The sequence below is a fragment of the Microcoleus sp. PH2017_28_MFU_U_A genome, assembly GCF_020738035.1.
Lineage (GTDB): Bacteria > Cyanobacteriota > Cyanobacteriia > Cyanobacteriales > Microcoleaceae > Microcoleus.
This window is the reverse complement of record NZ_JAEQCX010000120.1, coordinates 1-12,430: the sequence shown is the minus strand read 5'-3', so window position 1 is coordinate 12,430 and position 12,430 is coordinate 1. Positions and strand designations below refer to the sequence as shown.

The 12,430-nt window shown below is 47.4% G+C and carries 7 protein-coding genes; 3 read left to right on the top strand and 4 right to left on the bottom strand.

Translation table 11 applies throughout. The annotated features are described in order from the left end of the window. Positions 1 to 117: 117 nt before the first annotated feature. A complete protein-coding gene (locus tag JGK14_RS27375; protein WP_325315711.1) occupies positions 118 to 1,677 on the bottom strand; it encodes a phytoene desaturase family protein in 1,560 nt (519 codons plus the stop codon). A 143-nt stretch (positions 1,678 to 1,820) separates the two neighbouring features. On the opposite strand from JGK14_RS27375, the gene JGK14_RS27370 reads away from it, so the two are divergent. After that, positions 1,821 to 2,423, top strand: coding sequence for a hypothetical protein (locus JGK14_RS27370; protein WP_325315710.1), 603 nt, complete (start codon positions 1,821 to 1,823; stop codon positions 2,421 to 2,423). Between the two features lie 129 nt (positions 2,424 to 2,552). On the opposite strand, the gene JGK14_RS27365 is transcribed toward JGK14_RS27370, so the two are convergent. From JGK14_RS27365 to treZ, 3 genes are all read right to left on the bottom strand, one after another. Continuing rightward, complete coding sequence (locus tag JGK14_RS27365; RefSeq protein WP_293198991.1) at positions 2,553 to 3,074, bottom strand: tetratricopeptide repeat protein; 522 nt, start codon at positions 3,072 to 3,074, stop codon at positions 2,553 to 2,555. A 408-nt stretch (positions 3,075 to 3,482) separates the two neighbouring features. After that, positions 3,483 to 6,275, bottom strand: a complete 2,793-nt coding sequence (gene treY, locus JGK14_RS27360; protein ID WP_293207802.1) for a malto-oligosyltrehalose synthase — start codon at positions 6,273 to 6,275, stop codon at positions 3,483 to 3,485. A gap of 116 nt (positions 6,276 to 6,391) precedes the next feature. Beyond that, positions 6,392 to 8,233 (bottom strand): malto-oligosyltrehalose trehalohydrolase, encoded by a 1,842-nt coding sequence (gene treZ, locus JGK14_RS27355; protein WP_293193130.1) that lies wholly within the window; start codon positions 8,231 to 8,233, stop codon positions 6,392 to 6,394. Positions 8,234 to 8,554: 321 nt separating this feature from the next. Here treZ and JGK14_RS27350 point away from each other — a divergent pair, with 321 nt between their 5' ends. Together JGK14_RS27350 and JGK14_RS27345 are read left to right on the top strand one after the other, a co-directional pair. Continuing rightward, the gene (locus JGK14_RS27350) at positions 8,555 to 10,588 is read left to right on the top strand and encodes an amylo-alpha-1,6-glucosidase (protein WP_325315709.1); all 2,034 of its coding nucleotides are present in this window, start codon (positions 8,555 to 8,557) and stop codon (positions 10,586 to 10,588) included. A gap of 675 nt (positions 10,589 to 11,263) precedes the next feature. After that, positions 11,264 to 12,304, top strand: coding sequence for a glucokinase (locus tag JGK14_RS27345; RefSeq protein ID WP_293186736.1), 1,041 nt, complete (start codon positions 11,264 to 11,266; stop codon positions 12,302 to 12,304). Positions 12,305 to 12,430: the final 126 nt, after the last annotated feature.

The following is a 12,430-nucleotide window of genomic DNA, read 5'->3' as shown; positions in this document are numbered from 1 at the left end:
GAACCTATTTGTTATCTGGTTTGATCGTTCGGACTTTAGTCCTCTGATTTGGATGCGGACTTTAGTCCGAACGATCGAACCTATGTACGTTTATTTGCGGTATTTCATGCAATAAGTCTAAGATTTTAGACCGAGATCCCGCAGCATTTCTAAATGTTTGTGCAGGGGTGCGATCGTATTGGCTGCGATCGCCCCGCTAGCAGCAACAGCGGGCAAACCGATACCCGGAAACGTGGAATCTCCGCAGCAAAACAGACCCGCCAAAGGAGTTCCCGGCCCTGGAAACAAGCCTGTACCGGCGCGAATTCCCGGCCCGTAGGATCCCCGATTTCTCCGCAAAAACCGTTCGTGGGTTAGCGGTGTTCCAACTAATGTGACTTCGCAGCGCGATCGAATATCGGGGATAATTCTCTCTAATGCTTGCCACATCACCTCGGCGCGCGCTTGCTTTTGCTGTTTGTATTCTTCGCTGGTGCGATCGAGCTTTTGCCATAAATCATAAGGCTCATTTCCGGGCGTGTAGGCATGAATGACGTGTTTCCCGTCCGGTGCGAGGTGGGGGTCGAGCAGGGAGGGAATCGAGACCAGGACGACGTTTTGAGGCGCGGAAACTCCCAGATCCCAGTCCTTGACGAAGATATAGTGACAGGCTAAGTCCGATCGCACTTCCGCAGCATCAATTCCCAGATGCAAGTGCATAAAACTATCGCATTCGGGAGTCGCCTGTCGCTGTTGGCGAAACCGTTTGGGGATAGAGTTTTCCGGCAAAAGTTTCAGCGTATCCCAAACCGAGGCGTTGGAAACGACGGCTTTGTGCGATCGAATAATTTTGCCCGATCGCAGTCGCACACCCGCCGCCCGGTTGTTTTCCACCAAAACCTCTGCAACGTGGGAATTCAGCAGCAACTGCCCTCCGTGGCGCTCTAAACCGCGTACCAGGGCATCGACAAGGGCTCCACTACCGCCGATCGGATAGTCCAAAACGGCATTGGGGCGATACCAGTCGGCGAACATGAAAGCGACTTCGGCTGCGATCGTGCCGTCAGCGGGAAGTCCAGACAGCAGGAAACACAACAGGTTCAGCCAATTTTTCACAAACGGATCTTTGACATTTGCGTCCATAATCCGGCTGAAAGGGCCTGCAAGGGCGATCGCATCTCCAGCACTTTGCAGGAAAGCCGGTGCAAATTGGCCGAGGGTGAAAACAGCGCCCAAATCGAAGCGCAAAGCCATAGAGGGTAAGGCTGTGGCAGCTTTGGCGTAGGGTTCCATCACCCGCTGGAGTTTTTGCCATTCGGCTGCTGCTTCGCTTCCGCGCAGTTTGAAAAGCACTTCACCAAATTGACTCGCACCTACGGAGGTGTCGAAATCGCCTTCGGGCAAACAGCAACCCCAAGTATCGTAAGTGATGCAGGGAAGTTTTTCGCCGATCGCATCGAGAACTTGTCGCAGCGGATTCGCAGAGGGGCTGTAGGATAATCCTGAGTACAAAGATGGCCCGGAATCGAACATAAATCCGCCCTTTTCAAAGCCGTGGGCGGCCCCGCCCGCGATCGAATGACTTTCGCAGACAATCACATCAAAGCCATATTTGGCAAGCATTGCGCCGCAAGTCAACCCACCGATACCGCTACCGATGATGATGATTTCTGTGTCCGTGGGGGCGATCGTAACCATGTTGTTCTCCGCTACCTACATCCCCTAATATTATTACAAACCCCTCTCTTTCCCTCTCCCTCTGCGCCCTCTGCGGCCTCTGCGGTTCATTACCTCAAAAAAATCCAATAGAAAACGAACCTTCCTATATTATTGTTAGTTAAATGGAAAACCTATCAATTCTAGAGCAAGCCGCCAAATCCAATCCTAAACCATCTTCCACCGCCGTAGTCGCAGCCCTCTTAGAAGCGGAGAAAAACGCCAAAAAAACTAAAACTCGCTATTCCTTCGAGCAACTAACCGGTAATTGGCGCTTGTGCTTTATAACTGGCACGAAAAAGACTCGACAAAAAGCGGGAATTGTGTTAGGCGCCGGACGTTACATCCCCGAATGGGTGGCGAAAATTCAAATTGCTTACTCAGTTGAACCTGTTGCTGAAGGCGAAAAGCCTAGCGAAATGGGCAGGGTGGAGAATTCGGTGCTCGTTGGTGCGATCGAATTAACTCTTTCCGGGCCGACCAAGTTTTTGGGGAATCAGAATATTTTAGCATTTGATTTTACCAGAATTAGGGTGAAATTGTTGAGTAAAACCGTGTATCAAGGATTTATTCGCGGTGGTGAAGCCCGGGAGGCGGAGTTTTTTAGTTTGAGTGTGGGGAAGCAGGCATTTTTTGCATATTTTCTGGTAGAAGATGGGATAATTGCTGCGAGGGGAAGGGGTGGCGGATTGGCTTTGTGGGGGAGAGTTTCAACAGTTGACAGTTGACAGTTGACAGTTGACAGTTTGAGATCGACCTCTACCTAGAACTCCGAGGAATGAAACAGTGAATAATTTTGTTTTATTTCCCCCTCGAAGGAGGAGGATTTAAACCCATTATTCTTGGTGAACTGTGACTTATTCATTGGTTTTGTTGACTTCTTTGATATTCTCCAAAATACTAGCTTCCAGCGTGCGATCGCCTATTTGTCGCGCAATTGCCAAAGCTTGGTTATAGTATTTCAAAGCTTCAGGCGGCTGTCCCATAGTCTGGTATACTGAACCAATACTATCCAAAATATCAGCTTCCTCAGAGCGATCGCCGACTTCTCGGGCGATCGGCAAAGCTTCGTTAAAGTATTTCAAAGCTTCTTCCAGCCTAGAACTAATGTAGTAATTAAGACCAATAGCATTGAGTGCTATGCCTTCAAGTTCTCTATTTTTAAGTTTTTGTGCAGTGGCTAAAATTTGCTGCCATATTTCGATCGCCTGTTGGTATTTTTCTTGCTTTTGCAGTCGATCTGCTTCCTCTATCAGTTTCAGAAGTTCTTCACTCTGTGCATCTTGACTTTGTGCCCAACTAGGTTGCACCATCACCGGCACAGTCAGAGGACTCAAACACGCACTCAAAACAAAAATAATGCTGAGAATTTGTTTCATATTTTTTATAATTCACGACCGACAGCGACAGATCTCAACCTATCGCCGTCGCTATAAACAACCAATTCGCCTAATGACTACTGACATAATGAATAATAACGCAATACAGTTCAGATAAGAGATTATATAGCCTTTATGAGAAAGGTGAGGTACGTAGTTGGGCTTCAGCCCTCTTAGTCTAACGGCTATAGAAGCTGTCAGTCATACCTCATATCTTTGAGAAAGGCTATAACAGGGAAAATCAATCACAAATAGACACTCTTGTTTGCTTCGTTCCTCTCTTCGGACAATCTTAACTGAACCGTATTGAATAATAACGTTAGCGATCGGGAACAGCACAACTGTCAACTGTCAACTGTCAACTGTCAACTGACAACTGTCAACTGTCAACTGTCAACTGTCAACTGACTACTGACTAATCAACAAAGCTGCGGGAAAGTAGCTGAGAGCATCACCAATGGCCAGCTTACCGTTACTTTCAACAGGCTGATTGGTAATCGCATCCTTCCAAACCGACGGCATTTGCTCCGACAATTCCAGATTAGTATCTTTCCAGACTTGTTTGCCGATCGGCATTTCTTCCGGTTTCACAATTCCCGTCAAGTATCGAGGAGCGATCGCAATAACAGTAGTATCTTCAAATCTGCGAGCAAAAGCAATCACGTTATCTTTAAAAGTGCCAACTGCGTGCAGTGGTTGATAATCGCCAGATTGAAAAACTTGCAAGTATTTTTTTCTAGCTTCTAGGACTCTTGCCGTCAAAAACAACTTAATTCTAGCATCTTCCCGCGTCGCAATCAAATCTTCAACCAGTTGCAAAATATCCGTCTCAGCTTGCTGTTTAATTTCCCGCAAAACCTCGATTCGGCGATCGAAATCTACTGGACGGCGGTTGTCCGGATCGACGTGGCTTAAATCCCAAAATTCCGTGCCTTGATAAATGTCGGGAACCCCAGGTGCCGTAATTTTTAGCAGCGTTTGAGATAAAGAATTGAAAATTCCGTAATCAGCTACTTTTTTCCAGAAAGGTAGAAATTTCTTGAAAAACTGATTTTGTTCTGAAGGTTCGAGAACGCTATCGATAAAGGTCATAAACCCAGTTTCGTAGTCGTTGTCAGGTCTCAGCCAAGCTGTATAAACTTTTGCTTCGCGGACGGCTTTGATCGCATAATCTTTGACGCGAGTAACATAATCAGTGTTTTCAATTTCCTCAAATGGAAAACTGCCAAGCAGAGTTTGGTACAAGAAGTATTCGTCATTGGTATCGGGAACCATGCGATTGACAAAGTTAACTTTCTTAGATGAGTTTACCTCTCTCCAAGACCTGACTTGCTGTTCCCATTCCTCAGGAATTTCTGACAAAACATTAAGTCTCGCTCGCACATCTTCGCCGCGTTTGGTATCGTGGGTAGCTGTAGCATTCATTTTGTGCGGCCAAGCTACTTGCTGCTGCTTGTTGAACTCGTGAAAATCCGCCAGCGAAACGCCGAAGTGACTGGGGTTTCCTCCGACTTCGTTGAGGGATAAAAAGCGATAGTAGACGTATAGCAACGTGTCTTCAACGCCTTTGGCCATCAGGGGGCTTGTCAACTGCTGGAGTTTCATGACAAAGTGCCTGCGCTCCTCTTTTTGTTCGGTTGTGAGGGTTTCTTCTTCTTCCAGCAACAGCAGCGTTTCGATAAATTTCAGTTCTTTGAGGAGTCGCGGTACTAATTCTTTGGCGTGGGCGATCGCATATTTGACGTAAATGCGATCGGACTCTCGCAAACCGTCTTGATTAATGTAAGTTCTGTACACTGGAAAAATCGTCAAAACCGCAGCCAGCGCTTTTTCCAAACCCGGACGAGTAAAGTCATTTCCCTGTCGGGATTGACCGGAAATATTCTTCAAAAGCTGAGCCAGATTGTCTACATCTCCCGCCAAATTTTTCTCAACAATCAGCCCTTTTTTATCTAAAAACAACTGTTCGTAAGGAACATTTAATCGAGTAAATCTCTGATAGATTTCGCTAAATTGCTGTTCGCGATCGCACCGACAAAAAACGCCGTTTACGTAGTTCAAAAAGTCGTATCCACTGGTTCCCTCAATCGGCCAATAGGACGGCAAATCTTCCTCGTGTTCCAGAATCTTTTCCACAGTAATGTAAGTGTCTCCAACTCTCTCGCGGAGCCGTTTCAAATATTCTGTGGGGTCGTACAGTCCGTCGATGTGGTCGATTCTCAATCCGGTAAACTTTCCCTCGTCCACCATGTCGAATATCAGAGCGTGGTTTTTATGGAAAACTTTAATCTCTTCAACTTTTACCGAAATCAGTTCGTTGACAGTAAAAAACCTGCGGTAGTTGATTTCTTCGGCACCCACTTTCCAGAAAGAGAGACGATAAAATTGCTCCGAGAGTAAACTATCTAACAAATTAAAGCTTTCTGGATTGCCTTTTTCTCCGTTAAAGAAATTGATATTTTCATCGATAAATTCCTGGACGATGGGATTTTGATTGTAGAGTTCCCACAGCAGCCCTTTGACAAAAGCTATCTGATCGTATCTGGCTTTACCTTTAGCTTCAGAAGGTGTATTCTTAATTAGATAAAGAATTCCCAAAAACTTGATAAAATCTGGATGGCGCCTGCCTAATTCCCTGCCTAAATGCCCCAAATTATGACCGATAAAACTAGCATAAGATTCAATTTTTACAGGCAATTGTAAGCTGTAGTAATTGATAGTTAGCCCAATTTCGCTGTATTTGAGTTGAATCTCGCCATTTTCCAGACACTCGCCATAAAAATTGCCCAGCAGCGGAGCCAGCACTCGACCTCTGAGATGTTCGTAAGCGTGATTCCATTCAATATCGAAGTAATCGAAATAGTCGGAATCCGGCCCGTGTTCTAATACGTCTAACAGCAACAAATTTTGAGTGTCGTAAGCCATGTGGTTCGGAACAATATCTTGCAGCCATCCCATGTTCAGTTTCTTGATTTCGTAGGTGAGGGCTTCAAAGTTTTCTGATGTTCCCAATTCAGGATTGATTTGATTTGAGTCAACCACATCGTATCCATGACTGCTGCCTTTTCTGGCTTTGAATATCGGTGAGGCGTAAAGGTCGGTAATTCCTAATTCTTCGAGATAGCTGAGGATTTGTTTGGCGGCTTCAAAGTTAAAACCTGCATGAAATTGAATCCGATAAGTGGTTGTGGGAATTCTCATCATCTTGATTTTACTCCTGATTGATTAGTCGATCGGGTAGTTGACAGAAATTACGCAAACAGTGGCTGGACGCGAGTTATAGCGGTTCTCTGAAAGATCGGGTACGTTGTTGGGCTTTAGCCCTCTTGGTTTAATTGGTTATATTGGTAGAGTGCAAAACTATGCGGTTTAACACTCAATTCTTGCTTAGAATTGATATTTTCCGGCAAGCTAGAACCTGAACCCATCCATTTTACATCAGCAGAGTCTAAAATTTTGTGACCATTGCCTTGGGGAAGTGCGGTCGTAACAGCGACCTCTTGCTTGTTGAAGTTCAGGATGCAGAATATCTGGCTGTTATCTGTCCACCGACGAAGAAACAAGATTTTTTCTGCTTCAATACTGGAAACTTCTAGATTTTTTTTGTCGAGTTTTTTCAGGGCGGGAATTGTTCGCCGCAGTTGAATCAAATGCTGGTGCCATTCCCAGAGGATTTTGTGTTTTCCTGCTGTTGATTTTTCCCAGTTTAACTTGCACTTTTGGAAACTCTCAGGACTTTGGGGGTCTTGAAATTCGCCTCTGTCTTCAAAAGCTTTAAATTCTTGTTGCTTGTCCTTGCGAATCGCTTCAATTAAGTCAGGATCTGAGTGGGAAACAAAGTAGAAAAACGGCGCTGTTTCTCCGTACTCTTCTCCCATAAACAAGAAAGGAATGTAGGGAGAAATCAAAACTGTAGCTGCTGCAAGTTTTAGTGCTTCAAAGTCAACTATTTGCGAGAGTCTGTCTCCTAAAATCCGGTTGCCGATTTGGTCGTGGGTTTGGGAAAATACCAGAAATTTCTCGCCCGGTTCATCTTTGACAGAATTGCCGTGTTTTCGCTTTCTGTGAGGTGCATACTGGCCGGAGTAAACAAAGCTTTCTTTGAAGGATTTTTCTAGGTGTTCGCACTTGCCAAAGTCTTGGTAGTAGCGGTCATTTTCTCCGGTAAGCAAGGCGTGCAGTGCGTGGTGGAAATCGTCGCACCACTGGGCGTCTAATCCGAAACCGCCGAGTTCTTTGGGACGTACTGTGCGGACATCGTTTAAGTCACTTTCTGCGATTAAGTAAAGTTTCCTTCCGATTTCTTGGGAAATCTCGGCGGTGGCGTCGGAGAGTTCTTGCAAAAATGGTCTGGCACCTACTTCAAATATTGCTTGAATTGCATCTAATCTCAGACCATCGATGTGATAGTCTCGAAACCAGTAGAGGGCATTTTGAATAAAGTAGTTCCGCACGCCGTCGCTGTAGGCGTCGTCGAAGTTGAGGGGGTCTCCCCAAATCGAGCCGTATTTTGAGGTAAAGTAGGGGCCGAAGTCGCGGAGGTAGTTTCCTTCGGGGCCGAGGTGGTTGTAAACGACATCGAGTATTACTGAGATGCCGTGTTCGTGGCAGGCGTTGATAAGTTTTTTGAAGCCTTCGGGGCCGCCGTAGGAGTTTTGAACGGCGTAGGGATATACGCCGTCGTATCCCCAGTTTCGATCGCCGGGAAATTGGGCGACTGGCATAATTTCGATGGCGTTGATTCCCAATTCTGTGAGTTTTTTGAGTTGGGGAATTATTGCTTCAAATGTTCCGGCTTGGGTGAATGTGCCGACGTGCAGTTCGTAGATAATCATTTCCGACAGCGGCACGCCTTGCCAATTTTTGTCTTTCCAAGCAAAGGCGTTTTCATCTATTACTTGGGATGGGGTGTGGACGCCTTGGGGTTGATATTTTGAGGCTGGGTCGGGTCGGTCGGTTTTTCCTTCGAGTTGGTAGGTGTAAAGGGTTCCGGGTGCGATGTCTGTAGCTGTGGTTTGCCAATAACCTTCTGCGGATTGTTGCATGGGTATCTGGCGTGGTTCTGGGGAAACAATTTGGACTGCTATTTGTTTGATTGTGGGCGCCCAAACTGTAAACTCACATTGGTTGTTGCCGAGGTAATTTGCTCCTATCTTCACTTTGAGTGGTTCTCCTTATAAAATAGGTTGGTTGTCCGATCGCCCTTGGGACGCAATCAAATGCTGTGTTCTTAAGGTGAGAGCGCCTGTGTAGATGGTAATATTACTTAAAATTACAAACAACTAACTCCAGACAGAGTAACGGTTAGAATTATCGCTGGGGCAAAAGTAGCGGTTCGTTATGTATAAATTAGACCATGAATCTGCACCCTTAGCGATCGCCATTCTTGGTCAACTGCAAGAGTTAATATTTCTGGTTTTTTATATAAGGTCTAAAATATATCTAAAGGTAGATAGCAAATCAGCGCGAGCGTGTATTCTATGGTTATTGCTTTTGGACGGGAAATCTGCTGCAATCTTGACTCGGCGGAGTCTCGCGAGTGGTTGGTGACAAACGGAATCGGGGGTTACGCTAGCGGGACGATCGCAAATCTCCTCACTCGCCGCTATCACGGGCTGCTGGTGGCAGCCCTCAAACCCCCGCTGGCACGGACTTTGATGCTCGCCAAGCTGGACGAGACGGCCGTGTATGCCGATCGCGCCTACCCGCTTTATACCAACCGCTGGGCCGACAGTACGATCGAGCCCCACGGCTACAACTGCATCGAAAGCTTCCACCTCGAAGGTACGACGCCTGTGTGGAGGTATGCCCTCGCCGACGCTATCCTCGAAAAGCGGATTTGGATGCAGCAAGGTGCTAACACAACATATATTCAATACCGCTTGCACCGCGCCTCACAACCGATCGCGATCGCAGTCAAAGCCTTAGTCAACCACCGCGACTACCACCACATGACAAGTGCGGGCGACTGGCCTGTGAGTCTGGAAACTTTGACACAAGGGGTTTGCGTGACGGCTTTTGACGGAGCCGCACCCCTGTACCTGCTGACAGATGCTACTCCAGAGGCTAAATTTCGAGTTTCTACGCCCTTATACAATTGGCACTACGGATTTAATTTGGCAGCCGAACAGCGGCGCGGGTTGGACTGCTGCGAAGATCACCTGCACGCGGCAACTTTCCATTTTGCGATCGCACCAGGACAATCTCTGACACTGATCGCGAGTACCGAAAAAAATCCCGAACTCAACGGCGGTACAGCTTTAGAATTGCGTCGCACCTACGAGCAAGAATTGCTGCAAAAATGGTCAAAAATCAGCGAATCTCCAGACTGGATTAATCACTTAGTGCTAGCAGCCGACCAATTTATCGTCAACCGCCCGCTACCAAAGGAACCCGAGGGTAAAACGATTATCGCCGGATATCCCTGGTTTAGCGACTGGGGGCGCGATACGACGATCGCCCTGCCCGGCCTCACAATCTGTACCGGGCGGTGGGAAATTGCGCGATCGATTTTGCGAACATTTGCACGGTATGTCGATCGCGGAATGCTGCCAAACCGCTTCCCCGATGCCGGGGGCGCTCCGGAATACAACACCGCAGACGCGACGCTGTGGTACTTTGAGGCTGTTCGCGCTTACTGCGACTGCACCGGAGACGACGAACTTTTGAGCGAACTCTGGCCGACACTATGTGAGATTGTCGATTGGCACGTAAACGGAACTCGGTATAACATCCGCGTCGATCCTGACGACGGTTTAGTCTACGCGGGGGAAAGCGGCGTGCAACTGACTTGGATGGACGCGAAAATCGGCGATTGGGTGGTGACTCCTCGGATTGGTAAGCCGATCGAACTTAGCGCGCTTTGGTACAATGCCGTGCAAGCTATGGCAAGTTTTGCTCGAAAACTGGGCAAGCCTCACAATGAATATCAGCAGTTGGGCGATCGTACCGCCACCGGATTCGATCGCTTCTGGAACGACTCAACCAGTTACTGCTACGACGTTCTCGACGGCCCCGACGGACACGACATTTCCCTGCGGCCCAACCAAATATTCGCCGTTTCCCTGCCCCTGGACTCGATTCCTGGGTACGAGGGCAAGCGCCAGGAAACCCGTTATACACCGTTACTCACGCCCGTACAGCGCCGCGCCGTCGTGGACGCCTGCGCTCAGGGGCTGCTCACTTCCCACGGCCTGCGGAGCCTATCCCCACAACACCCGCAGTATCGCGGCGCCTATGAGGGCGACCAATTGCAGCGCGACAGCGCCTATCACCAAGGCACAGCTTGGGGCTGGCTGATCGGCCCGTTTGTCTTGGCGCACTTGCACGTATACAAAGACCCAGCACAAGCTCTCCAATTCCTGGAACCGATGGCACATCATATAACTGCTGGCGGAGTTGGCAGTCTCGGCGAAATTTTTGAGGGCGACGCCCCCCACTCGCCCCGAGGCTGCACGGCTCAAGCTTGGACTGTGGCCGAGGTGCTACGGGCTTGGTTGGCAGTTGACAGTTGACAGTTGACAGTTGACAGTTGACAGTTGACAGTTGACAGTTAAATAGTAGCCAACCGTTTCTCGATCGCGGGGTCAGGGATCTATAGTTGTTAATAGTGATAAGTAGGTTGGGTAGAACTGAGATCTTGCACCATTCTCAACAAGCCTTTTGTGAACAGGCTTGGTTGACAGTTGACAGTTGACAGTTGACAGTTGACAGTTGACAGTTGACAGTTAAATAGGGCTTGCTGAATAAAAGTAGAAAGCTTGCCAGATAAGGGGTTTAAGCTTTTTTTGCTTAAAAAAGTGCAAGTTATAGGATTATAGAGGCTCAAAACCCTTGCAATGAAAGTTATTAGTTTCTGGCTTGCATTTGGGAATTTAGCAATAAACCTACTATTTTTTAAGCTGTGTAGCCTCGTTTTTCCACTACGTACACTTTTTCAGCAAGCCCTAAATAACCGTTTCTCGATCGCGGGGTCAGGGATCTATAGTTGTTAATAGTGATAAGTAGGTTGGGTAGAACTGAGATCTTGCACCATTCTCAACAAGCCTTTTGCTGACAATCATGCAAGATGTGAGGTACAACGAAGTGAACCTACGCTTCGCTGGATCCAACCTGAAAATTATTGGTTTAACAGTGGACAATACTGTCAACTGTCAACTGTCAACTGTCAACTGTTTTATCGGAGGTTTATGGCATTATTATTAGCGGGCGATATTGGCGGAACTAAGACAATTTTGCGCTTGGTAGAAAGGACTGCTGATGGTGCAATGAATGCTCTTTACGAGTTTCGCTATCCGAGCGGGGAATTTCCCGATTTAGTGCCGATAGTTCAACAGTTTTTGACGGAAGCTGCTACTAAACTCGATTTGGCAGTGGAGCCTGAAAAAGCTTGTTTTGCGATCGCAGGCCCAGTAGTCAACAACAGCGCCAAACTGACAAATTTGCCTTGGCTGCTGGATGCAAAGCGTCTGGAAGAAGAATTAGGAATCTCCCGTGTTAGTTTGATTAATGATTTTGTAGCGGTTGGTTACGGCGTGTGTGGTTTGGAAGCTACAGATATACACACCTTGCAAGTAGGAAAACCGAGCCAGCACGATCCAATTGCTGTGATTGGTGCGGGTACAGGTTTGGGACATTGTTTTGCAATTCCCGAAGCAAATGGGATCAGGGTTTTTTCTTCGGAAGGGGGACACGGTGACTTTGCTCCTCGCTCGGAGTTGGAGTTTGAATTGCTAAAATATTTGTTAGCAAAACATAACATTCAAAGAATATCGATCGAGCGTGTAGTTTCGGGACAAGGGATTGTTTCAATTTACCAGTTTTTGCGCGATCGCAAGTTTGCTCCTGAATCAGCCGAAGTGGGGGAAGCGATCGCTCAATGGGAGTCGGAAATCGGTAAAACCGAGAAAACAGTCGATCCGGGGGCGATAATTGCGGCGGCTGCACTCCAAAAGTGCGATCGGCTTTCGGAACAAACAATGCAAATGTTTGTAGAAGCTTACGGTGCGGTGGCCGGAAATATGGCTGTTTCACTTCTACCTTACGGCGGTTTGTACGTAGCCGGCGGCATCGCTGCGAAGATTTTGCCACTGATTCTAGAAGGCAGTTTTATGCGAGCTTTTACGCACAAAGGTCGGATGGATTCGCTATTAGAAATGATACCAGTTCGCCTGGTTTTGAATGGCAATGTCGGGTTAATTGGAGCGGCGGTTTGTGCGGCAGGCCTTTAGGGGATTGAATCTGAGGAAGTTGTTAAAATTAGGGGCGGGCTAGAAGCCCACCCCACAAGATTTTTTGTGGCACAGGCATCTTGCCTGTGAAAGTGCTTGTGGCACAGGCATCTTGCCTGTGACAAA

Coding starts and splice junctions, on each gene's coding strand:
- JGK14_RS27375 (WP_325315711.1), bottom strand. CDS start 1,677: ATGGTTACGATCGCCCCCACGGACACAGAAATCATCATCATCGGTAGC.
- JGK14_RS27370 (WP_325315710.1), top strand. CDS start 1,821: ATGGAAAACCTATCAATTCTAGAGCAAGCCGCCAAATCCAATCCTAAA.
- JGK14_RS27365 (WP_293198991.1), bottom strand. CDS start 3,074: ATGAAACAAATTCTCAGCATTATTTTTGTTTTGAGTGCGTGTTTGAGT.
- treY (WP_293207802.1), bottom strand. CDS start 6,275: ATGAGAATTCCCACAACCACTTATCGGATTCAATTTCATGCAGGTTTT.
- JGK14_RS27350 (WP_325315709.1), top strand. CDS start 8,555: ATGGTTATTGCTTTTGGACGGGAAATCTGCTGCAATCTTGACTCGGCG.
- JGK14_RS27345 (WP_293186736.1), top strand. CDS start 11,264: ATGGCATTATTATTAGCGGGCGATATTGGCGGAACTAAGACAATTTTG.